The organism is Herbidospora solisilvae (assembly GCF_009901565.1).
Taxonomy (GTDB): domain Bacteria; phylum Actinomycetota; class Actinomycetes; order Streptosporangiales; family Streptosporangiaceae; genus Herbidospora; species Herbidospora solisilvae.
This window is the reverse complement of record NZ_WXEW01000005.1, coordinates 281,973-303,128: the sequence shown is the minus strand read 5'-3', so window position 1 is coordinate 303,128 and position 21,156 is coordinate 281,973. Positions and strand designations below refer to the sequence as shown.

Here is a 21,156-nt window from a genome sequence, read left to right as displayed (position 1 = left end):
CTACCAGGCGACGGGAAGCGTCGAGAGCCCGTACACGAAGTGGTGCGACCGGAACACCGCGCCCGGCCCGGTCTCGCGCAGGCCCGGGAACCGGGCGAACAGCGCGGGGTAGGCGATGCGCATCTCCATGCGCGCCAGCGGCGCGCCCAGGCAGTGGTGCGCGCCGTAGCCGAAGGCGACGTGCGCGTGGTTCTCCCGGCCGATGTCGAGCCGGTCGGGGTGCTCGGCGAAGGCGGGGTCGCGGTTGGCGGCCGGGAGCGAGACCACCACGACGTCGCCCTCGCGGATCTTCGTGCCGGAGAGCTCGACGTCGCGGGTGGCGACCTTGGCCACCCCGGCGTGCAGGATGCTGAGGTAACGCAGCAGCTCCTCGACCGCGCCGTCGACGTCGTCGGGCAAGCCGGCGAGCTGGTCGGGGTTGCGGAGCAGGGCGAGCGTGCCCAGTCCGAGCATGTTGGCAGTCGTCTCGTGGCCCGCGATCAGCAGCAGCCCGCCGATCCCGATGAGCTCGTCGATCTCCAGGTCGTGTTCCCGGATGAGCATGCCGAGCAGGTCGTCGCCGGGGGTCGCGGTGTGCCGCGCGACCAGGTCGGCCATGTAGTCGCGGGCCTCCCGCTGCGCGGCGAGCCGCTTCTCGGGCGGGCAGGCGATGTCCATCATCGTGGCGGTCCGTTCCTGGAAGGCCGCCCGGTCCTGGTAGGGCACGCCCAGCAGTTCGCAGATGACCAGCGAGGGAACCGGCATGGCGAAGTCGGTGACCAGGTCGGCCGGCGGCCCCTTGGCCTCCATCGCGTCGAGATGGTCGTGCACGATCTCCGTCACCCGAGGCTCCAGGCGGCGGATGCGCCGCATCGTGAACTCGGGCGTCAGCATCCGCCGCAGCCGGGTGTGTTCGGGCGGGTCCATCATGAGCATCGCGCCCGCGCGCATCTGGACCTCCTCCTCCGGGGTCGGCTCCGGCAGGTCGGGGAAGCGCAGGTTGAGGCTGAGCGCGTTGCTGAACGTCTCGGGGTCGCGCAGCACGTCGCGCACCTCGTCGTAGCGGGTGACCAGCCACGCCTCCGGTCCGCCGTAGAGCGTCGGGACCCGGGCGAGCCCCTCTTGGTGGATCAGCCCGGTCAGATCGGGGTGCGGGTCGAACTCCTGACGGCGCATGTGCAGCGGCAGCATGACAACTCCTGAATGACGAACCGTGTTCATACAGCTACATTCAGTGATTATGAGCGTTGTCACCTTGATGATCGTCGGCGACTCCATCAGCCACGGCAGCAGCGGCGACTGGACCTGGCGCTACCGGCTGTTCAAGCACCTCAAGAACCACGGCGTCACCCTCGACTTCGTCGGCCCCCGCAACGACCTCGACGCCATCGCCACCCCCGAGCCCGGCGACGGCGACGACGCCTACGCCGACCCCGACTTCGACCCCGACCACAACGCCCAGTGGGGCCGCCCCTACTGCCTGGAGATGGCGGAGATCGCCCAGAAGGTGGCCGCCCACCGGCCCGAATACCTGCTGGTCCTGCTGGGGATCAACGACCTCTTCTGGTACGGCCACTCCGCCGACCAGAACGAGGCCAACCTGCGGGCCTTCATCTCCAACGCCAGAACCGGCAACCACGACGTGAAGATCGTCCTGGGCACGGTCCTCGACACCCACCGGGCGTCCGTCGACCCCGAGTTCAACGCGCGCGTGTCGGAGTTCAACCGCCGGTTGATCCTCACCGCCGGCGACATGACGACCGCGCGCTCCCCGATCGTCATCGCCGCCACCCACGCCGAGTTCGTCGCCTCGGCCCACACCTGGGACGGCACCCACCCCAACGGCCAGGGCGAACTGCGCATCGCGGCCGCCTTCGCCGACACCCTCGCGGGCCAGTTCGGCGTGGGCGCCCCCTATCCCCGGCCGTTCCCCGTGGTCGTCGAGGCGCGCAAACCCGCCCCGGCGGTCTAGGAAGAGACCCCCACGCCCACCGGCAGCCCGAGCTGGCTGTAGAGCTCCAGCTGGTCGTAGTAGTCGCGGTCGGTGACGATCAGGCCGTCCTCGATCGTGCAGACCGACACCCCGCGCAGCGCGATCCGCCGCCCCGTGGCGGGCAGTTCCGCTCCGTCGACGAGCAGGAACGGCCCGTCATGGGTGCCGGTGATCGTGAACTCGGTGACGGCCGGGTCGCAGGACGTCGGCAACATCCACGCGGTCACCTTCAGATCCGAGAACGCCGCGAACCAGTGGGCGTAGTACCAGGCGACCTGCTCCCGGCCCTCCTGGATGCCCGTCGGCGTGACCAGGACACCCGCGGGCGAGAACTCCCGCAACATCGCGCCGATGTCGTGCCGGTTGTAGGCCTCGATGCAGCGGTCTTTGACCTCCCGGGCACTGGTCAACACAACCACCCCCCTTTCTGCCGAAACTAACAACCTGTTCGTGGCGGTTTGAAGGCATTTTTCCGAGTCGTTGCCTCAGCAGGTGAGCAGCATGTCCAGGAGCGCCGTCTTCTCCTCGGCCTGCAAAGTCAGCGTGTACGCGTGCTTGACGGCGATCCAGGACTTCGCGTACACGCACTGGAAGTCCCGCAGCGGCGGTTTCCAATCCGAGGGGTCCTTGTCGCCCTTGGCCTGGTTGACGTTGTCGGTCACCGCCCAGAGCTGCGGCCCGTCCAGATCGTTGGCGAACCGGCGCCGCTTCTCGGTCGTCCACGCCCAGGCCCCCGACCGCCACGCCTCCTTGAGCGGGACCATGTGGTCGATGTCCACGTCGGCGGCCATGGTCCAGATCGCGCCGTCGTACGGGCTGTGCCACGTGCCGGACACCGCCCGGCAGGCCTCGTCGGTGACGACGCCGACCCCGTCGCGCCGGAGCACGGTCTCACGGGTGTTGCAGGTGCCCGCCACGGTCGACCAGTGGGGGAACAGCACCCGGTCATAGGTGGACGCGTTCCGCTCCTCGGCGACCTCCAGCGTCTCCAATCGGTCGAGCGCCTCGGCGACGGTCGGCACCCCCGGCACCTCGGCCAGCAGAAAGGCGGCCAGAACCCAGCTCATCGGTCATTCCTCACGTTCCCGCCGGGCCCCCGTGGTCCGGCGAACGTGATCATGACGTCACCAGGTCGCCGTTGCCATGACCTCGCGGCGAGTCGCGCGGTCATGAACCTCTATAGAGTCGGCCGCGTGCAACGGCTGGTCCTGTTCGACATGGACAACACGCTCATCGATCTCGACGGGGCGTTCGGCGCCTGGGCCGCCGAGTTCGCCGGAATCCACGGCCTGGGTGACGACGGGGTGCGGTGGCTGCTCGATCTGGACATCCCCCACCGGGACCTGATGTTCCGGTGGATCAAGTATCACTTCGACCTCGCCCCGTCCGCCGAGGAACTTTGGGCCGCCTACCGGGCCCGGATGCCGGAGTTGGTCGAGTGCCGGCCTGAGGTGCTGGCCATGCTGGCCCGGCTGCGGGCCGCCGGGTGGAAGGTCGGGATCGTGGCCAACGGCATGGCCGACAACCAGCTCGGCAAACTCCGCGCCACCGGGCTGGCCGACGCGGTCGACGGGTTCGCCGTGGCCGGGGTCGAGGGGATCAGGAAACCCGACGTGGCCCTCTTCGAGATCGCCGCCAAGCGGTGCGGCCTGCCCCTGGCGGGCGGCGGCTGGATGGTGGGCGACAACCACGCCGCCGACATCGAGGGCGGCCGGGCGGCCGGGCTGCGCACGATCTGGATCACCCGGGAACCGCACGGCTCCGGGGCCGACCACGTCGTCGCCGACGTCCTGGAGTCGGAAGCCCTGATCTCGGGTGACTAGTCTCGGACCTGCAGATTCCACTATGGAAGGAAAGACGTGGAACACCGCAGACTCGGCCGGACCGGCCGTGACGTGTCCGTGGTCGGCCTCGGCACCTGGCAGCTCGGCGCCGACTGGGGCGACGTCAGCGAGGAGACCGCCTTCGCCGTCCTGGAGACCGCCGTAGAGACGGGCGTCGACTTCTTCGACACCGCCGACGTCTACGGCGACGGCCGCAGCGAGCAGTTCATCGGCCGCTTCATCAAGGACCACCCCGACATCCTGGTGGCGACCAAGATGGGCCGCCGGGTCGAGCAGACCCCCGAGAACTACAACCTCGACAACTTCCGCGCCTGGAACGACCGGTCGCGGCAGAACCTGGGCGTCGACACCCTCGACCTGGTCCAGCTGCACTGCCCGCCCACGCCGGTCTACTCGAGCGACGAGGTCTTCGACGCGCTCGACACCATGGTCGCCGAGGGCCGCATGAAGAACTACGCGGTCAGCGTGGAGACCCGCGAGGAGGCCCTGAAGGCGATCGCCCGTCCGGGCGTGGCCAGCGTGCAGATCATCCTGAACATGCTGCGCCTCGGCCCGCTCGCGGAGGTGCTGCCCGCCGCCCGCGAGGCCGGGGTCGGCATCATCGCCCGGGTCCCGCTGGCGAGCGGCCTCCTCTCCGGCCGGTACGACACCGCCACGACCTTCCCGGAGAACGACCACCGCAACTACAACCGCCACGGCGCGGCCTTCGACGTCGGCGAGACGTTCTCGGGCGTCGATTTCGAGACGGGCCTGGAAGCGGTCCGCCGCCTGGCCCCGCTGGTCCCCGAGGGCGCCACGATGGCCCAGTTCGCCCTGCGCTGGATCATCGACCAGCCGGGTGTGAGCGCTATCATCCCGGGCGCCAGCAACCCGGGCCAGGCCCGCTCGAACAGCGCCGCCGCCGACCTCGCACCCCTGAGCGGCGAGACCCTGGCCGCGGTCAACGAGATCTACGACGAACTGATCGCTCCCCAGATCGGGAACCGCTGGTAGCCGGCTAGCGGCCGAGGCCGGCGTCTCTCGCTCGGATGATGGCCTCGGCACGGTCGGCCGCCTGGAGTTTGCCCATGACCGCGTACACGTGGTTGCGGACGGTCTTCTGGGACAGGAAGAGGCGGGCGGCGATCTGGCCGTTCGACAGGCCGGCGGCCACCAGGTCGAGGATCTCGTGCTCCCGGGCCGTCAGGGTCGGGAAGGTCTCGCCCGAGGTGGCCGGGGGGCGCGGGGCGAGGAAGTCGGCGATGCGGCCGGCGAGGACGGCGCCGAAGACGACGCCTCCCCCGGCCACCGTCGTGATGGCGCGCACGACCTCGTCGGGTTCGGCGCCCTTCAGCAGGTAGCCGCGGGCGCCGGCGCGGAGGGCGTCGAAGATGGTGCCGTCCTCCTCCGACATGGTCAGGACGACCACGCCGGTCTCCGGGCGGTCGGCCAGGACGCGGCGGGTGGCCTCGATGCCGTCCATCTCGGGCATCGAGACGTCCATGACGATCACGTCGGGCTCCTCCCGAACCGCCCGGGTCACCGCTTCGGCGCCGTTCGCGGCGGTGCCGATGACGTCGATCTCGTCGATGCTGCCCAGCAGGGCGGCGAAGCCCTCGCGGAACACCGGGTGGTCGTCGACGACCAGGACCCTGATGGTCATACCGTCACCTCGTCGCGGGCGGGCAGGCTCGTCAGCACGCGGGTCCCTCTCGGCTCCATCGGGGCGATCTCACAGGTGCCGCCGAGTTCGGCGGCGCGTTCGCGCATGGACACCAGGCCCACGCCGGTCGTCGTGGCCGTTCCCAGGCCGACGCCGTCGTCGGTGATCTCGACGTTCAGGACGCCGTCGGCGCGGATGAGGGTCACCGTGCAGGTCGTGGCGCGGGCGTGGCGGCGGACGTTCGTGACGGCCTCGGCGGCGATCCGGTAGGCGGCCACCTCGACCGCCGCGGGCAGGCCCGTCAGGTCGCCGTGTTCCTCCACCCGCATCGTGAGGTCGGGGGCGAGCTGGCGGATGGCCCCGACCAGGCCGACGTCGTCGAGTGCCGGGGGCCGCAGGCCGTGGACCAGGCGTCTGACCTCGGCGAGCAGGCCGGTGAGCTCCTGGCGGGCCTGGCCGAGGATCTGGTCGGCGTCGTCGCCGGAGCGGCGGGCGGTGATCCTGGCCATGTCGATGCGGGCGGCGACGGCGGCCAGGGTCGGGCCGAGGCCGTCGTGGAGCTCTCGGCGCAGGCGGCGGCGTTCGTCCTCGACGGCCGAGACGATTCTCTCCCGGCCGCGTTGCAGCTCCTCCGCCAGGTGGACGGCCCGCGCCGCCGCCGCGGCCTGGCGGATCACGTCGGCGAGCAGCCGTTCGTCGCCCGACGTCGGGCGGGTGACCCGGGCGGGCAGCACCAGCCGGCCGACGCGTTCTCCCCGGTAGGCGATGGGCAGCGCCCGGGTCTCCGCCGGGCGTTCGCCGTCTTCGACCAGGAGCGCGTCGGTGATCTCGACGCCGACGTACGACGTCCGGAACGCCCGCCTGACCGTGCGGGCCAGCGTGAGGAGCTGCGCCTCGGAGTCGTCGGTCGCCTCCAGCCGCTCGGCCAGGCCGGAGACCACGTGGTAGGGGTCGTCGCGGTCGCCCACGACCCAGCGGCGGACCAGCCGCTGCAACCGGTGGCGCAGTTGCGCGTAGCCGATGGCGACCGCGAACACGGCGATTACCAGGCGTTCGCCGTCGTTCAGGCGGGAGCCGAGGTACTGCCCGGCGCTGCCCAGCACGACCAGGTCGAGCACGAAGGTCAGGGCCAGCAGGAGGGCGTACACGACGGTTCCGCCGAGCAGGCGGTCGACGTCGACCAGGTCGGGCCGGACGACGCCGACCGCGACCGCCGCGGCGGTGAGGACGACGCCGACCGTGAGGCCGATCGCCGTCCACGAACCCGGCAGCAGCCGGAACGTCAGCATGACCATGAGGTCGACCACGCCCGCCCAGACCAGCCAGCGCAACCGCGCCCGGTCGAGCCCGGCCGACGCGCGGTAGCGCCGGACGACCACGACGAACGGCGCGACCAGGCTCAGCGGCACGCAGAGCTGGGCCACCCGCAACACGACGGTCCAGACCTCGTCGGGCAGCGGCAGATAGAGCAGGTCGAGGTCGACGCTTCGCAGGGCCGCGGGAATCGGGCCCGGTTCGGAGGTGGCCTGGGCGATCCGCGACGGCGCCGCCACCAACGCCAGCGGCAGCAGGCTCGTCAGGCCCAGGCTGACATACGAGACTGCCCGCCACCGGCCCGTCGGCAGCCTCCCCTCGGGGAACAGCAGCAGGAGCAGCGGCAACAGCAGCAGGAGGCCCGCGCCGAAGCGCTGGTAGATCAGGAAGGCCGCCGAGTCGCCCGGCAGTCCTTCGAGCGTCGAGTACGCCAGCCACGACGACGCCAGCCCGTCGAGCGCCCACCAGGCGCCGAACACCGACATCAGCCGGCCGAGCGCGTGCCGGGGGAACCTGCCGAGCACGACCATTCCGGCCGTCGCCAGCGCGATCCCGGCCAGCGCGTCGAACGCGCCCGGCTGGAGGGCCAGCCCGGCGCGATGGGCCGCCGGGACCCGTACGTCGATGAGGGCCGCGGCGGGCAGGGCGGCCACCGCGACCGCGAAGAGCACCTTCCGCACCAGGAAAGTGTCCCGCAGCAGGTCAGCGAAGTCCCTAGGACTCGTGTCCCATTTGTACCGGGCACCGGAACAGGACGCCGTGCCCTGACGGTCCGGGCCGCCCGATCCGCAGCATGGTCGTCGTTCCCGAGAGACGAAGGACGCACGATGACCCTCACCGCCGCCCCCACCGAGACCGAGACCACCATCCGCAGACTGGCCCTGGGTCTGTCGTCGGGCGCGCTGGTCTGGTCGGCCGCCAGCCTCTTCTACGGCTTCCAGCCGACCACCGACCTGGGCTGGAAGCTCACCGACCTCGGCGGGCTGGCCTTCCAGTTCGGGCTGATGTGCCTGCTGGCCCTCATGATCCGCACCCGGGCGACCGGCACGAGCCGACTGGCCCGCGGCATGTTGCAGGTCGAGCGGGTGCTGCTGGTGCCGGCGATGGTCTGGAGCCTGCTGCACGCCCTCCTGCCCGGCCAGCGCGACGCCGACTGGCTGGCGATCCTCGACGTCTTCTGGCCGCTCTCGATGCTCGGCATGTTCGTGATCGGGATCAAGGTCGCCTTCGCCGGGCGCTGGCGCGGCCTGGCCCGCGTGTGGCCGGTGGTCGCCGAGAGCTGGGCCGTGGTGACGATCCCGGCCATGGGCATCCTGGGCCCGGAGGTGGGCGACGTGGTCGGCGCGACGCACCTGCTGGTCGGTTACGCCACGCTCGGCCTGATCATCGCCTTCCGGCCGGAGCTGGTCCGTACGGAGAAGTAGGAAAGGGGCGCCCCGCCCGGGACGCCCCTTTCACGTCAGGACACCGTGAAGGAGTCCACGTCGAACAGGGAGCCCGCGCCTCCCGTGAAGACCAGGTAGAGCGGCCCGGAGGCCGATCCGGTCAGCGTCGTGGAGACGGTCACGTGGGTGTCCCAGCCGCCCGTGGGCGCCACCGCGACCGAGCCGAGCAGCGTGCCGGTCTGCGAGCCCGACCTGATCTGGATGGTGCCGCCGGCCCCGGCCGATGACACCCGGGCGCTGAAGTTGCGCAGGCCCGAGGTGTTCACCCCCGAATAGGCCGTCCAGTCGCCGTTGTCGATGTAGCCGACCGAGTATCCGCCCTGGGCGCTCGGATGGTCGGCCTGCTGCACGCCGCTCATCGAGGTCCAGGCCTCACCCTGCACGGTCACCGGCTGGGGGCCGCCGCCGGTGGTCGACACCGTGATGGTGTCGACGTCGAGCAGGCTGCCCGCCCCGCCGGAGAAGACCAGGTGGAGCGGGCCGGAGCCGGTCCCGGTCAACGTCGTCGACACGGTCGTGAACGTGTCCCAGCTTCCGGTGGGCGCGACCGCTACCGACCCGAGCACGGTCCCGGTCGGCGATCCGGCCCTGATCGTGATCGTGCCGCCGGGGCCGCCCGAGGAGACCCGGGCGCTGAAGGTGCGCAGGCCCGCGGTGCTGACCTGCGAGTAGGCCGCCCAGTCGCCGTTGTCGATGTAGCCGACGGTCTGGCCGCCGCTGGCGGTGGCGTGCCCGGCGGGCTGGACGCCCGACTGCGAGGTGAACGCCTCCCCCTCGACGGTCTGGGTGGTGCCGCCGCCCGTGGTGAAGCTGATCGTGTACGTCTTCCCGGCGGTCGCGTTCCAGCTCAGCGTGTCGCCGGTCCGGGTGGCGGTGACGGTCGCGTCGGTCTCGTCCTTGACCGCGTAGGTGCCCGTGGCGGCGGCGGTGCGGACCTTGATCGGGTTGGTCCGGGCGGTCCGCAGGGTGATCGTCTCGGCCGCGCCCGACTTCCACGTCGTGTCGACGGTGATGTCGCCGCGTGCCTTCAGGCCCGTCACCGAGCCGTTGGCCCAGGTCGACGGCAGGGCGGGCAGCACGTGCACGGTGTCGTGCTGGCTCTGCAGGAGCATCTCGGCGACGCCGGAGGTCGCGCCGAAGTTGCCGTCGATCTGGAACGGCGGGTGGGTGTCCCACAGGTTGTCGAGGGTGGACGACTTGAGCTGCTCCGACAGCAGCTTGTGGGCGCGGTTGCCGTCGAGGAGACGTGCCCAGAAGTTGATCTTCCAGGCCTTCGACCAGCCGGTGCCGCCGTCGCCGCGCGCGTTCAGCGAGACGCGGGCGGCGCCGGCCTCGGCCGTGCCCGGAAGGATCTGGTTGCTCGGGTGCAGCGCGAACAGGTGGGAGACGTGGCGGTGGGTGTCGGTCTGGGAGTCCCAGTCGGTCTTCCACTCCTGGAGCTGGCCCCAGCGGCCGATGCGCAGGCCCGGGTCGAGCCGCGACAGGGCGGTGGTCAGCTCGTTCTGGAGCGCGGTGTCGACGCCCAGGGTGCGGGCGGCGGCCAGGGCGTTGGTGAAGACCTCGCGCACGATCTGCTGCGACATCGACGCGCCGGCCGAGAAGTCGCCGTTCTCCGGGGAGTACGACGGCGAGACCACCAGGCGGTTGTCACGCGGGTCGACGTGCAGGAAGTCGAGCCAGAACTCGGCCGCGCCCTTGATCGCCGGGTAGGCGGTGTCACGCAGGTAGTTGACGTCGCCGTTGAAGCGGTAGCTGTCGTAGAGGTGCTGGGTCGTCCAGGCGGCGGCCTCGGGGAACCAGAACGACTGCGGGTAGTTGTGCACGCCGGTGAAGCCGTAGGGGTTGGTCTCGTTGTTGACCACCCAGCCGCGGGCGCCGTACATGTTCTGGGCGGTGACCCGGCCGGGGGCGACCATCGAGTTCACGTAGCGGTCGTAGGGCCTGGTGGTCTCGCGGAGGTTCGTCTGCTCGGCCGGCCAGTAGTTCATCTGCAGGTTGATGTTGACGTGGTAGTCGGCGTCCCACGGTGGGTTCACCACGTTGTTCCACACGCCCTGCAGGTTGGCGGGGAGGATGTCGTTCTCCCGCGAGGAGGAGATGAGCAGGTAGCGGCCGTACGCGAAGAACATCGCCTCCAGCGCCCGGTCCTGCGTCGACGAACCGCCGGTGTAGTTGGCGCGCAGCGTGTTGGTCGGCACGGTCGGGTTGGTCTGGCCGATGTTCAGCTTCACCCGGTCGAACAGGTTCTTGTAGTCGGCCAGGTGGGCGGCCTTCAGTTCGTCCCAGCTCTTGGCCGCGGCCGTCGTCACCCGTGAGGTGACCCCGGCGGCCGGGTCGGCCCCCCGGTAGGTCGGGTAGACGTCGGAGTAGTTCGTGCCGGCCGACAGGACCAGCAGCACGCTGTTGGCGCCGGTGACGGTGACACGGTCACCGGCGTCCGTGCGCGTGCCGCCCTGGTTGACCACCTGGACCTGGCCCTCGAACTTGAGCCCGTTGTTGGCCAGCGTGCCCTTGATGGTGAGCCGCCCGTTCGAGGCGGTGACCGTCTTGTCGTTGCGCGGCGAGGTGTGCCGCAGCGTGAACGACACCCGGCCAGTCTGATTGGCCGAGATGCGGGCCACGATCACGTTGCCGGGGTTGCTGGCGAAGTACTCGCGGGTGTACTCGACGCCGCCCGCCGTGTAGCCGACGCGCGCGATGGCCTCGCGGAGGCTGAGCTCGCGGCGGTATTCGCTGGTGCTGGTGGGCGGGTTGGCGAAGTCGAGGAACAGGTCGCCGAAGGTCTGGTAGGAGCCGAAGTTCGTCTTGCCCTGGCCGAGAGCGTTGGCCACGGTCTGAGGAGTGATCCGGCCCTGCTGGTCGATCTGCGCCTGGATGTTGTCGATGGCCCCCGGGCGGGGCGAGGTCCAGTTGCCGTGGTTGTAGCCGCCCTGCGCGCCGGGGCCGCCGGTCCACAGGGTCTTCTCGTTGAACTGGAGTTGCTCGGAGGCGACGCCGCCGAACACCTTGGCGCCCAGCGGGCCGTTGCCGATCGGGAGGGCCTGCGTCTCCCAGTTGGTGGCCGGGGAGTTGTACCAGAGGGTCAGGTCGTCGGTGGGCGGCAGGGCCAGCGCGGACGCCTGCGTCTGGGTGACAGCGGTCATACCGGCCACCATGGCGAACACCGCCAATCCGGCGGTGCATAATCTTCGGCGCACGGGTCCTCCGGTCAGGTGAGGGGGGTCAAGTCAAGGAAATAGCATCGAAACAACCCTGAAACAAGGCTTGGCATCCGATGTTTCCTCGACTATCGGTGAGTTCCTGACCGGTTGATCCCGTCGTTGCGGCTCACAGATCGGATGTATTTCGAGTTATCTGAACGGGATACCCGCCTTCGCCCCGAAGACGGTGCCCCGCGTGACCTGCTCCTTGAGCACCGCCCCGGTGCGTCCGGCCAGGTAGGCCCGGCGAGGAGAGTCGTCGAAGTGGGTGAGCTGGGCCACCGCGTCCGCCCGGCCGAGGCTCACGCAGACGGCGACGAACCGCACGACGTGCGGGGTCAGCTCGCGGCCCTGGATCGTCCGTGCCACGTTGAGGGCCGCCGTGGCGCCCTGGGGCTCCGAGGCCTGGCAGGACATCCGCGCCCCCGGCACGGCCGCGCAGTCGCCGGCGGCGAAGACCCGCGGGTCGTCGACGCTGCGCAGGAACTCGTCGACGACGAGGCGGCCCTCCTCGTCGACGGTCAGGCCGCTGCGCGCGGCGAGGTCGGGGACGCCCGAGACGATGCCCCACAGGGTGAGGTCGGTGGCGAGAGCCGTACCGGACCGGAGCACGACCTGCCCGTCGGCCACCGCCGTGACGCCGTCTTCGACGACCTCCACCTTGAGCCGGTCGAGCCCGGCGCGCACCCGGCGCCGCGCTCCTTCGGCGAAGCCGCCGGCGACCGCGGTGCCCACGAGGCGGACCCGCAGATCAGGGCGAGCGGCGGCGATCTCGGCCGCCGTCTCGATGCCCGTCGGGCCGCCGCCGATCACCGTGACGACCGCCCCGGAGTGCAGCGTGGCGAGCGCGGCGCGCGCCTGTTCCGCGCCCTCCCAGGTGCCCGCGGGGATGGTGCCCGGCATGGGCTGGGCCGTGCTGCCGACGGCCAGCACCGCGAGGTCGAATTCGAGCGAGGCGCCGTCGTCGAGCGTGACGAGCCCGTCGCCGATCTTCTCGACCGTCCCGATCCTGGTCGTGATCCCGGCGCGCAGCATCGACGTGAGCGGGGCGTGCGCCGGGGAGGTGCCCGACACCCGCTGGTGCAGGCGCACGCGCTCGACGAAGTGGCCACGCGGGTTGACCACTGTGATGTCGGCCTTGGTCTTCCTGGCCAGGATGTTCGCCGCGTAGGTGCCCGCGTATCCGGCTCCGATCACCACGATCTGCATTGCCGTCTCCTTGTCTCGACTGCCTCGGACAGGAGACGCTCGGCGCGACTTCTTTGTGACATGTCACGAAACGACCGGTTCCGGCATCTCATGGATATGACCGATTCCGCGACGGAGATCTTCGTCGCCCACCGCACCCTGCTCTTCACGGTCGCCTACGAGTTGCTGGGCTCGGCCGCCGACGCCGAGGACGTCGTCCAGGAGACGTGGCTGAAGTGGACCGGCGTGGACCTCTCGGCGGTCCGCGACCAGCGCGCCTATCTGGTCACCATCGCCACCCGGCAGGCCCTCGGGCGGCTGCGCGTCCTGGGCCGCCGCAAGGAGACCTATTTCGGCCCGTGGTTGCCCGAACCCCTGCTGACCGCCCCCGACGTCGCCGAGGACGTCGAACTGGCCGACAGCCTGTCGACGGCGATGCTGCTGGTCCTGGAGACCCTCACCCCGACCGAGCGGGCCGTCTTCGTGCTCCGCGAGGTCTTCGACTTCGAGTACGCCGAGGTCGCCGAGGCCGTCGGCAAGACCCAGGCGGCGGTCCGGCAGATCGCCCACCGCGCCCGCGCCCACGTGGCCGCCCGCCGCCCTCGCGGCGTGCCCAGCCAGACGCAGACCAGAGACGCGATGGCCGCCTTCCGGCAGGCGATCGAGACCGGGAACCCGCAGGGCCTGCTCGACCTGCTGGCCCCCGACGTCGTGCTGCTGGCCGACGGCGGCGGCAACGTCCAGGCCATGCACCGGCCCCTCGTGGGCGCGGACAAGATGATCCGCTTCTACGCGGGCATCCTCCGCTCCTACGGCGCGATGATGACGCTGGAACCGGTCGAGGCCAACGGCTGCCCCGCCTTCCTCGCCTACCTCGACGGCGTCCTCGACGGGCTGATGTCCATGCGCGTCGAGGACGGCCTGATCACCGAGGTCTACTACGTCAGGAACCCGGAGAAACTGTCCCGTCTGGCCGAGGAGACGCCGCTGAGCACGCGGTGAGCAGCTCCTCCCACTGGGGGCCGATCGCGGCGATGTCGTACTCCTTGGCCGTGACCAGGCCGTTCTCGGCCAGGTGGCCGCGCAGATCGGGGTCGACGATGAGGCGGCCGATGGCGTCGGCCATGGCGTGGATCTTGCCGGCCGGCACGAGCAGGCCGTTGTGGCCGTCGGTGATGATCTCGGCCGGGCCCGTCGGGCAGTCGTAGGCGACGACCGGGACGCCCACGCTCATGGCCTCCAGGATGGTCATCGGCATGCCCTCGCGGCGGCTGCTGAGCACGTTGATCGACGCCTCGGCCAGCACCGCGCCCACGTCGGTGGCCGGGCCCATGAGGCGCACGCAGCCGGTCAGCTCCTTCTTCTCGATCGACGCCTGGAGCTTGTCGTGGCGGGGGCCCGAGCCGTAGATGCGCAACTCCCACTCGGGGTGGACGCGGTGGACGTGCGCCCAGGCACGGATCAGCAGGTCGTAGCCCTTGACGTGGGCCAGCCGCCCGATCGCCACCACGACCGGCCCGGGGCGCCGCGCCGTGGCGGCGTTCAGCTTGGGCACCGCGTTCGGGATCCGGACCAGGTGGGCCGGGCGCTTCTTCAGGGCCTTCCGGTACGACCGCAGGTCGGTCTCGGTGAGCGTGGCCACGGCGGTCAGGCGGCCGTAGCGGCGGACGATCTGCTTGGTGGTCTCCTCGCCGTGCGAGGGGAGGTTCGCGTGCTCCTGGCCGATGGTGATCACCTCGGGTCCGGCGAACCGGGCGATCAGCAGGTTGAGGGCCGGACGGGTGCCGATGAGGACCCCGCCGCGGCGGCTGCGGATGTAGCGGGCCAGGGCGAGGTCGGTCTTCAGGGTGAACCAGTGGGCGGCGGCCTCGTCGGGCGGCGTCAGGCGGCTGCGGAAGCGGTTGAGCACCCCTTTTCTGCCGTTCACCCGATCGTCCAGATAGGTGATGCGCACGCCGGGCGGCGGTTCGAAGAAGAATTCCGGGAGTTCGCGTACGACGCTGACGATCTCGACGTCATGCCGTTCGGCCAGGTGGGCGGCCAGGTTGAAGACCGTTCTGATGGTGCCGCCCAAGCCGTAGGCGTGGAGCAGGAGAATGCGGATCTCGCGAGTGTCGGGCGGTGGCGCGTTTCTGGCCCGTCGCTGATCGCGTTTCTCCAGGAGTCGGATGACCGCCCGTCGTAAAGCTCCCGAAATCGGCAACATTTTCCCCTTTGAAATGTGTGATTTCCCCGCTATTAAGACGCAGTGAACACACAATTCGCTTATGTGATCTAGATCACACTTGGCCAGCGCGCGATCGCGTCGATGACGTGGGGGGCGAGTGTCGCGGCCTGACCGCGGATTTCGGGGACGGCCGTGGTCTCGTAGCGGCTGCCCCTCAGCACCGGCCCGAGGGTGACGAGCCGGTCGTCGGCGCGGCCGACGGCGTCGACGAGGCGGCCGCGCGCGTCGGCCTCCACGCCGAGCCCGAGCCGGTCGGCCCGCACCAGGCCGTCGCCCATGAGCCGGGTCAGCAGCGGGTCGCGGGCGCAGACCGAACCGGGCCCGGTGGCGTTGACCACCCAGGAGACGGGCAGGTCGCGGTCTTTCAGGTGCACCGTCACCCCGTCGGCGCGGGGGGTCACCCCGTCGACGCAGCCGCTCAGCACCTTCAGCCGGCCCGACGACCGCAGGCTCTGGATCCTCGCGGCGGTGACGGGCGGGATCCGGTGCCGGTGGATCTCCCAGTGGCGCGCCGCCAGCGCCAGGAACCGGCGCTGCTCCTTCAGCGGGAGCCGGGACCACACTTCCGGCACCCGGGGGCGCAGCCCGTCGACCACGCCCCGCCAGTCGTCGTCGGAGGCCGCCTCGCGCACCGCCCGGAAGAGCACCCGCAGGGTCAGCGGCCCTTCGGGCAGCGTGACGTGGCGGGGGATCACCGGCCCCTCGACGTGCACGCGGGGCAGCAGGCCGTGCCGCGACACCGCGTAGACCGTGCGGCCGGGCACGCGGCTGAGCGTGACGGCCATGTCGACCATGGTCAGGCCGGTGCCGACGACGAGCACGTCGCCGTCGGCGACCTCGCCGAGCGCGCCCACCGCCCACGGGTCGTTGGTACATCGTTCGCCGGGCAGCCGCAGCCCCGGGGCGGCGTTGCCGGTGGCCAGCACGATCGCGTCGGCGTCGAAGCGCCGCCCGTCGGCGAGGCCCACCCGGTAGGGCCGCCGCGAGACCGCCGCGACCTCGCCGGTGATCCGCTGGACGGTGCGCTCGGACCCGTCCTGGGCACGTTCCAGAACCTCGCGCAGGTAGTGGCCGTAGGTCTGCCGGGGCAGGAAGGCGCACTCCGGCGCCCTGGCCCAGCGGACGAAGTCGTCGGGGTCGTGCTGGAGGGCGCTCATCTTCGCCGCTGCGGCGTTGAGGAGATGGGCGGGGTCGGTGGTGGAGTAGGCCTGACCGAGACCGTGCCGGGCGTACCGGTCGATCAGCACGACGCGCAGCGGGAGACGGCGGGTGCGTGCGTTGTGCAGCAGGTGAACGGCGGCCAGGGTGCCACTGGCCCCACCGCCCACGACCACGATGACGGGAGTCATGCCCCCAGGATAGGCAACTTTACCTACCTCTTTTATAGGCAATCTCGAGTTCACGCCCCGGACACGTGCGGCAGAACCTCCCGGCCGAGCCTGGCCACGTTCTCCAGCGTCCTGCGGTGGTCGCCCGCGCCCTCCACCAGGAGGATCAGCCGGGTCAGGCCGGTCGTCCGCAGCGTCTCGCGCATGACCCGCACGCAGTGCTCCGGCGAGCCGACCGGGTGGATGCGGCAGAGCAGGTCGACGTAGGCGTCGACGTCGCGGGCGGCGCGCGGGCGGCCGTCGACCGGGACGTAACCGGCCAGGCCGGGGCGCAGCCATCGGGGCATGGCCCTCTTGAGCTCGGCGACCGCGTCCTCGGTCGTGTCGGCGACGAAACCGACGGCGGCCCCGACGTGGTCAGCCGACGCCGTGTCGGCGGCCGCGATCTGCTCGGCCGTCAGCGTCTGCGCGCGCGGCGGCGAACACCTGGGCATCGCCCGGTCCTGGTATCGGGCGAGCATGGCGGCCTTCTCGTCGTCGCCGACGTGCATGCCCAGCAACATCGGCAGGCCGCGCGCGGCGGCCACGTCGGCGGTCTCGCCGGAGGTGCAGGCGACGACCGGGCGCAGTCTCGGCGGCGAGGGCGTCATCGGCACCTCGCGGAAGCGGAAGAACTCCCCGTCGGCCGAGACGCTCTCCCGGGTCAGCGCCGCGCTGAGCAGGTCGAGGGACTCGGCGAAGCCCCGGTCGAACCGGGGCAGGCCGGTGCCGAAGACCTCCAGGTCGACCCAGGGCCCGCCCCGGCCCACACCGAGTTCGAACCGGCCGCCCGAGGTGTGGTGCAGGATCGCGGCCTCCTCGGCGAGGGCGACCGGGTGGCGGGTGGACAACACGCTCACCGCCGTCCCGACGTGGATGCGCGACGTGCGGCCCAGGGCCACCCCCGCCAGCGTGACGGCCGAGGGGATCACGCCGTAGGACATGAAGTGGTGTTCGGCGAGCCAGGCGTCGTGGAAACCGGCCCGTTCGGCGGCGACGACGGTCTCGACGGTGTTCCGCAGCACCTCGCCGGAGGTCTGGCCGGGGAACAGCGCGCCGACCAGGAAGATCCCGATGCGGATCAGCGGCCTCTCCTTCTCAGTGATCGTGGCGCCCACCAGTTCGCCTGCCCGGCCAGCGCCATCGCGGCGGGCAGCAGCACCCCTCTGATGATCGTCGCGTCGACCACGACCGCGAGGGCCATCCCGACGCCGAGCATCTGGAGGAAGACGACGCCGGAGGTGGCGTACACGGCGAAGGAGGCCGCCAGGATCGCGGCCGCCGCGGTGACGAGCGGCGCGCTCCGCGCGATCCCGTTCGGTACGGAGCTCACGACGTCACCGGTGCGGTCGTACTCCTCCTTGATCCGGGAGAGCAGGAAGACCTCGTAGTCCATGGACAGGGCGTAGGCGACGCAGAACATCAGGATCGGGATGCTGGGCTCGATGCTGCCCGTTCTGTCCTGGAAGAGGAAGACCAGCGCGCCGAACATGACCGAGAGGCTGAGCAGGTTCAGCACGGCCGCCTTCAGCGGGGCCACGAGGCTGCCGCTCATCACGAACAACACCACACACGTGACCAGCACGATCAGCCCGGCGACCAGCGGCAGGCGGCCGACGACGCCGTCACGGTAGTCGGTCAGCTCGGCCGGATAGCCGCCGACGACCACCTCGACGGGAGCCGCCACGGCCCGGATGTCGGCGACCAGGCCCAGCCGGTCGCCGGAGGCCACCACCGACAACCGGCTCGCGCCTCCGGCGGCGTACCGGGTCCCGCCGGGGGCCTCGACCGGCCGCCCGCCGGTGAAGGACCCCGCGGCGGAGTCGACCCGTGCGACGCCCTCGATCCGGGACAACTCCGCCGCGTAGGCGGCCGTCAGGCTCCCGCCCGGGGCCACGACCTGGACGGCGTCCGCCTCCTCCACCGGGAACCCGGCTCTGACCTGGTCGTAGAGCTGGCGGGCCGGGGCCGACTCGGGCAGCACGCGGTCGTCGGGCAGACCGAACCTGATGCCCAGGAACGGCGAGCCGAGCAGCAGGACGAGCGCCAGCGCGGCCCCGCCGAGTAAGAACGGCCGGCGCATGACCCGAGTGGCCACCTCGCCCCAGAAGACCGAGGGCGGGGCGGCACGACGCCGGGTGACCCAGTGGCCCAGCAGCCGCAGCGCGGCGGGGAGCAGCACCGTCGCGCCGGGAACGGCGGCGGCGACGACAGCGAGGCCGGCGTAGCCGAACGACCGGAGGAACGGGAACGGGAAGGCGAGCAGGACCGCGAGCGCGGCGGCGACGGTGACGCCGCTGAACAGGACGGTCCGCCCGGCGGTCCGGACGGTCCGGGCGACCGCCTCGGCCACCTCCGCGCCCCGGCCGAGCTCCTCACGGAACCGGAAGACGACGAACAGGCCGTAGTCGACGCCGAGGCCGACGCCCATGACGAGGGCGAGGTTGGCGGCGAAGGTCGAGACGTCGGTGAACAGCGTCACCACCCGGATGAGCGCCAGCGACCCGGCCACGGCCGCGATGCCGACGGCGAGGGTGACGAGGGCGGCGGCGAACCTGCGGTAGACCAGCCAGAGCAGCAGCAGGACCATCGGCAGCACGACCAGCTCGGCACGCAGGAAGTCGGCCCTGGCCTGCTCCATGACCTGCCGGAACACCTCGTCTCCGCCGCCGACCTCGACCCTGACCAGCGGCCCGTCGCGGGTGAACGACGGGACCAGCGCGGGCAGCACGGTCCGGCGCACCGTGTCGGCGTCGCCGGGGATCCAGGCGAGCACGAGCGCCTGGCGGGCGTCCCGGCTGCGCAGGGTGGCCGACCCTCGGGTCCAGTACGACCAGGCGTCCCCCACCCGGGCGGCGAGTTCGCGGGTCAGTTCCCGGCCCGCCTCGGCCACCTCGGGGTCGTCGACGGTGCCCTGCCGGGCGGTGACGAGGAGGGCCAGGTTGGGGCTGCCGGTGCCGAACCGATCGGCGAGCGCCTCCTTGGCCCGCATCGACTCCGAGCCGGGGGCCTCGAAGCGGTTGAGCGACAGGGCGTCGAGCGTTCCGGCGGCGACGGCCCCGGCGGCGAGCGTGATCAGGACGCCCAGGACGAGCACCCATCTGGCTCCGGGCACGGCGAATCGATCCCCTTGGTAGGATTCTTTGCGAGCAATCGCTCGCGTTTTGAACAATACGAGCGGTCGCTCGCATTTTCAAGGGAGATCGCGATGGAGCGACGCCGGCAGGCGCGCGGTGAGCGGCGGATGGCCGAGATCCTCGACGCGGCGGCCGACGCCTTCGCCGAACTGGGCTACGAGAAGGCGTCCACGAACGCCATCGCCGCGCGGGCCGGCATCTCGCCGGGGTCGCTCTACCAGTTCTTCCCGAGCAAGGAGGCGGTGGCGAGCGCGCTGGCCGGCCGGTTCGTGGCCGACATGCGCGCCGCCCACGGCTCGGCGTTCGGCGAGGCCGACGTCGCCGGAATGGACCTCGACGAGTTGCTCGACCGGGTGGTCGACCCGCTGGTGGCGTTCAACCTCGCCAACCCCGGGTTCAAGGCGCTGTTCGCCCGGCCCGACATGCCGTCGGCGCTCGCCGAGTCGTCGCGGCCGATCCAGGCGGCGATGCTCGGGCAGGTCGAGTCGATCCTCGACGCCCGGGTGCCGGGGCTGGCCCCGGCCGACCGGGCGCGGAGCGCGCGGGTGCTGGTGCGCGTCTTCCAGGCCATGACGCCGCTCGTGGCGGCGGCGCCCGAGGAGGAGCGCCCGGCCGAGGTCGCCGAGCTCAAGCGGGTGCTGAAGGGTTACCTGACGTCGCTCAGCGCGTAGCGCTGAGCCGGCGGCGCCAGACGAGCACGCCGAGCACCGCCAGGAGGGCGGCGCCCACCCCCCAGGTCAGCGGCGCCGACGACCCCTGGGTCTTCATGGCCACCGGCGCGGGGGCGGCCACGGGGGCCGAGTCGGTCGCGCACACCAGCGGCCGCGCCTCGCCCTCGCGGGCCGCGCAGGAGACCACGGCCAGGCGCTTGAGGCCCGGCGTCAGCCGCTTCACGTCCATGGTCACGCTGAACGTCACGGTCTCGCCGGCCTTCAGCGGGTGGATCCAGTGCACCCGGCCGTCGGCCGCCTTCCCCGACGGCGACGAGGAGACCAGCGTCAGGCCGGGATCGATCGTCTGGCTGATGTCGAGAGACCTGGCGTCGCCGGCGCCGGTGTTGACCACCGTCGTCGTGTACGTCAGCCGCTGACCCTGCTTGATCGAATCACTGCCGCCCTCGACCGCGATGGTCAGCTGGGCCTTCGGTTTCGCGTGCGCGGCCGGCGCCGCGACGAGCAGTACGGCGATTATTCCCGCGGCTTTTCCCCAAAACGCCATGGTCCCCCCAGAGGCCGGCGGACGGATATTCCGCCGGCCATTCTTCCGGCCTCAGAGCGTGGTGGCGATGTAATTCAGCGTGCCCGTGTAGGTGTCGGGGCGGACGAACGGAACAGTGATGCGGTAGTTGTTCGCGATGATGTCGCCCGTGGGCGCCGACGCCGACGCCTTGGTGTCGACGACGACCGGCGTTCCCGGGTCCAGCGGGGTGAATGTACCGGCCTGCGCCGGCCCGCTCACCTCCAGCAGCGAGGCCGGGATGACGTCGGTGCTGCCGGCGATCGACGGCAGCAGGTTGGGCGTCGTCGGTTGCACCGTGACGGTGTAGCCGGCGAAGTTGTTCGTGGTCACGCGCATGGTCACCGGGGATCCGGTGGTCACGACCGCTCCCGGCACGCCGGTCAGGGTGAACGACGGGGTCAGCTCGGTGAGCGTGATCTCGTCGGTGACCACGACGACCGCCTCGGTGTTGCCGGTGGCCGTGTCGGCGGCGGCGGGCACGGCGTGCAGCACGCCCGCGACGCAGGCGAAGGCCGCGCACACGATTTTCATGTCAGGCATTTGTGCCATCCCTTTCAATTAACCTCGACAGCCATGATCAC

General features: G+C 71.2%; 19 protein-coding genes. 6 read left to right on the top strand and 13 right to left on the bottom strand.

The features are described 5' to 3' along the window. On the bottom strand, positions 1 to 1,170 hold the full coding sequence (locus tag GT755_RS18270; protein WP_235966842.1) for a cytochrome P450: 1,170 nt from the start codon (positions 1,168 to 1,170) through the stop codon (positions 1 to 3). 49 nt (positions 1,171 to 1,219) lie between these two features. On the opposite strand from GT755_RS18270, the gene GT755_RS18265 reads away from it, so the two are divergent. Continuing rightward, positions 1,220 to 1,951: a GDSL-type esterase/lipase family protein gene (locus GT755_RS18265; RefSeq protein ID WP_161480899.1), complete on the top strand. Its 732-nt coding sequence runs from the start codon at positions 1,220 to 1,222 to the stop codon at positions 1,949 to 1,951. Here the strand turns inward: GT755_RS18265 and GT755_RS18260 are convergent. Both GT755_RS18260 and GT755_RS18255 read right to left on the bottom strand, forming a co-directional pair. Next, positions 1,948 to 2,382: an ester cyclase gene (locus GT755_RS18260; RefSeq protein ID WP_161480898.1), complete on the bottom strand. Its 435-nt coding sequence runs from the start codon at positions 2,380 to 2,382 to the stop codon at positions 1,948 to 1,950. The two genes, GT755_RS18265 and GT755_RS18260, sit on opposite strands and share 4 nt — an antisense overlap. A 75-nt stretch (positions 2,383 to 2,457) precedes the next feature. Further along, positions 2,458 to 3,039, bottom strand: a complete 582-nt coding sequence (locus tag GT755_RS18255; RefSeq protein ID WP_161480897.1) for an HNH endonuclease family protein — start codon at positions 3,037 to 3,039, stop codon at positions 2,458 to 2,460. Between the two features lie 126 nt (positions 3,040 to 3,165). Between GT755_RS18255 and GT755_RS18250 the strand changes: the two genes are divergently transcribed. After that, positions 3,166 to 3,795: an HAD family hydrolase gene (locus GT755_RS18250; protein ID WP_161480896.1), complete on the top strand. Its 630-nt coding sequence runs from the start codon at positions 3,166 to 3,168 to the stop codon at positions 3,793 to 3,795. Between the two features lie 36 nt (positions 3,796 to 3,831). Then, complete coding sequence (locus tag GT755_RS18245; RefSeq protein WP_161480895.1) at positions 3,832 to 4,809, top strand: aldo/keto reductase; 978 nt, start codon at positions 3,832 to 3,834, stop codon at positions 4,807 to 4,809. A 4-nt stretch (positions 4,810 to 4,813) separates the two neighbouring features. Here GT755_RS18245 and GT755_RS18240 read toward each other — a convergent pair whose 3' ends face one another. Both GT755_RS18240 and GT755_RS41175 read right to left on the bottom strand, forming a co-directional pair. After that, the gene (locus GT755_RS18240; protein ID WP_161480894.1) at positions 4,814 to 5,458 is read right to left on the bottom strand and encodes a response regulator; all 645 of its coding nucleotides are present in this window, start codon (positions 5,456 to 5,458) and stop codon (positions 4,814 to 4,816) included. Next, positions 5,455 to 7,452: a sensor histidine kinase gene (locus GT755_RS41175; RefSeq protein WP_161480893.1), complete on the bottom strand. Its 1,998-nt coding sequence runs from the start codon at positions 7,450 to 7,452 to the stop codon at positions 5,455 to 5,457. The genes GT755_RS18240 and GT755_RS41175 overlap by 4 nt, the downstream gene beginning before the upstream one ends. 147 nt (positions 7,453 to 7,599) lie before the next feature. Here GT755_RS41175 and GT755_RS18230 point away from each other — a divergent pair, with 147 nt between their 5' ends. Continuing rightward, positions 7,600 to 8,196, top strand: a complete 597-nt coding sequence (locus tag GT755_RS18230) for a hypothetical protein (RefSeq protein ID WP_161480892.1) — start codon at positions 7,600 to 7,602, stop codon at positions 8,194 to 8,196. A 35-nt stretch (positions 8,197 to 8,231) separates the two neighbouring features. Here the strand turns inward: GT755_RS18230 and GT755_RS18225 are convergent, their stop codons facing one another. Beyond that, positions 8,232 to 11,360, bottom strand: coding sequence for a glycosyl hydrolase family 95 catalytic domain-containing protein (locus tag GT755_RS18225; RefSeq protein ID WP_161480891.1), 3,129 nt, complete (start codon positions 11,358 to 11,360; stop codon positions 8,232 to 8,234). A 207-nt stretch (positions 11,361 to 11,567) separates the two neighbouring features. Further along, entirely contained in the window at positions 11,568 to 12,626 is a 1,059-nt protein-coding gene (locus GT755_RS18220) for an NAD(P)/FAD-dependent oxidoreductase (protein ID WP_161480890.1), read from the bottom strand. Between the two features lie 96 nt (positions 12,627 to 12,722). On the opposite strand from GT755_RS18220, the gene GT755_RS18215 reads away from it, so the two are divergent. Then, positions 12,723 to 13,607: an RNA polymerase sigma-70 factor gene (locus GT755_RS18215; RefSeq protein ID WP_235966840.1), complete on the top strand. Its 885-nt coding sequence runs from the start codon at positions 12,723 to 12,725 to the stop codon at positions 13,605 to 13,607. Here GT755_RS18215 and GT755_RS18210 read toward each other — a convergent pair. The 4 genes from GT755_RS18210 to GT755_RS18195 all read right to left on the bottom strand — a co-directional run bounded on the left by GT755_RS18210 (position 13,549) and on the right by GT755_RS18195 (position 19,314). Further along, positions 13,549 to 14,679 (bottom strand): glycosyltransferase family 4 protein, encoded by a 1,131-nt coding sequence (locus GT755_RS18210; RefSeq protein WP_235966839.1) that lies wholly within the window; start codon positions 14,677 to 14,679, stop codon positions 13,549 to 13,551. The genes GT755_RS18215 and GT755_RS18210 overlap by 59 nt on opposite strands. Positions 14,680 to 14,879: 200 nt before the next feature. Then, positions 14,880 to 16,181 carry an FAD/NAD(P)-binding protein gene (locus GT755_RS18205; RefSeq protein WP_161480888.1) on the bottom strand — a complete coding sequence of 434 codons (1,302 nt, stop codon included), beginning with the start codon at positions 16,179 to 16,181 and terminating at the stop codon, positions 14,880 to 14,882. Between the two features lie 50 nt (positions 16,182 to 16,231). Beyond that, a complete protein-coding gene (locus GT755_RS18200; RefSeq protein WP_161481194.1) occupies positions 16,232 to 17,281 on the bottom strand; it encodes an LLM class flavin-dependent oxidoreductase in 1,050 nt (349 codons plus the stop codon). Further along, complete coding sequence (locus GT755_RS18195; RefSeq protein WP_161480887.1) at positions 17,281 to 19,314, bottom strand: MMPL family transporter; 2,034 nt, start codon at positions 19,312 to 19,314, stop codon at positions 17,281 to 17,283. The genes GT755_RS18200 and GT755_RS18195 overlap by 1 nt, the downstream gene beginning before the upstream one ends. 93 nt (positions 19,315 to 19,407) lie before the next feature. Between GT755_RS18195 and GT755_RS18190 the strand changes: the two genes are divergently transcribed. Further along, positions 19,408 to 20,007, top strand: coding sequence for a TetR/AcrR family transcriptional regulator (locus tag GT755_RS18190; protein ID WP_161480886.1), 600 nt, complete (start codon positions 19,408 to 19,410; stop codon positions 20,005 to 20,007). On the opposite strand, the gene GT755_RS18185 is transcribed toward GT755_RS18190, so the two are convergent. Beyond that, positions 19,997 to 20,554 (bottom strand): DUF11 domain-containing protein, encoded by a 558-nt coding sequence (locus tag GT755_RS18185; RefSeq protein WP_161480885.1) that lies wholly within the window; start codon positions 20,552 to 20,554, stop codon positions 19,997 to 19,999. The genes GT755_RS18190 and GT755_RS18185 overlap by 11 nt on opposite strands. A gap of 51 nt (positions 20,555 to 20,605) precedes the next feature. Further along, positions 20,606 to 21,115 carry a hypothetical protein gene (locus GT755_RS18180; RefSeq protein ID WP_202610187.1) on the bottom strand — a complete coding sequence of 170 codons (510 nt, stop codon included), beginning with the start codon at positions 21,113 to 21,115 and terminating at the stop codon, positions 20,606 to 20,608. Positions 21,116 to 21,156: the final 41 nt, after the last annotated feature.

What these genes read in the sequence shown, in the direction of transcription:
- GT755_RS18190 (WP_161480886.1), top strand. Translation starts at nt 19,408, where the DNA reads ATGGAGCGACGCCGGCAGGCGCGCGGTGAGCGGCGGATGGCCGAGATC.
- GT755_RS18270 (WP_235966842.1), bottom strand. Translation starts at nt 1,170, where the DNA reads ATGCTGCCGCTGCACATGCGCCGTCAGGAGTTCGACCCGCACCCCGAT.
- GT755_RS18225 (WP_161480891.1), bottom strand. Translation starts at nt 11,360, where the DNA reads ATGACCGCTGTCACCCAGACGCAGGCGTCCGCGCTGGCCCTGCCGCCC.
- GT755_RS18240 (WP_161480894.1), bottom strand. Translation starts at nt 5,458, where the DNA reads ATGACCATCAGGGTCCTGGTCGTCGACGACCACCCGGTGTTCCGCGAG.
- GT755_RS18220 (WP_161480890.1), bottom strand. Translation starts at nt 12,626, where the DNA reads ATGCAGATCGTGGTGATCGGAGCCGGATACGCGGGCACCTACGCGGCG.
- GT755_RS18205 (WP_161480888.1), bottom strand. Translation starts at nt 16,181, where the DNA reads ATGACTCCCGTCATCGTGGTCGTGGGCGGTGGGGCCAGTGGCACCCTG.
- GT755_RS18255 (WP_161480897.1), bottom strand. Translation starts at nt 3,039, where the DNA reads ATGAGCTGGGTTCTGGCCGCCTTTCTGCTGGCCGAGGTGCCGGGGGTG.
- GT755_RS18265 (WP_161480899.1), top strand. Translation starts at nt 1,220, where the DNA reads ATGAGCGTTGTCACCTTGATGATCGTCGGCGACTCCATCAGCCACGGC.
- GT755_RS18215 (WP_235966840.1), top strand. Translation starts at nt 12,723, where the DNA reads ATGACCGATTCCGCGACGGAGATCTTCGTCGCCCACCGCACCCTGCTC.
- GT755_RS18180 (WP_202610187.1), bottom strand. Translation starts at nt 21,115, where the DNA reads ATGCCTGACATGAAAATCGTGTGCGCGGCCTTCGCCTGCGTCGCGGGC.
- GT755_RS18230 (WP_161480892.1), top strand. Translation starts at nt 7,600, where the DNA reads ATGACCCTCACCGCCGCCCCCACCGAGACCGAGACCACCATCCGCAGA.
- GT755_RS18185 (WP_161480885.1), bottom strand. Translation starts at nt 20,554, where the DNA reads ATGGCGTTTTGGGGAAAAGCCGCGGGAATAATCGCCGTACTGCTCGTC.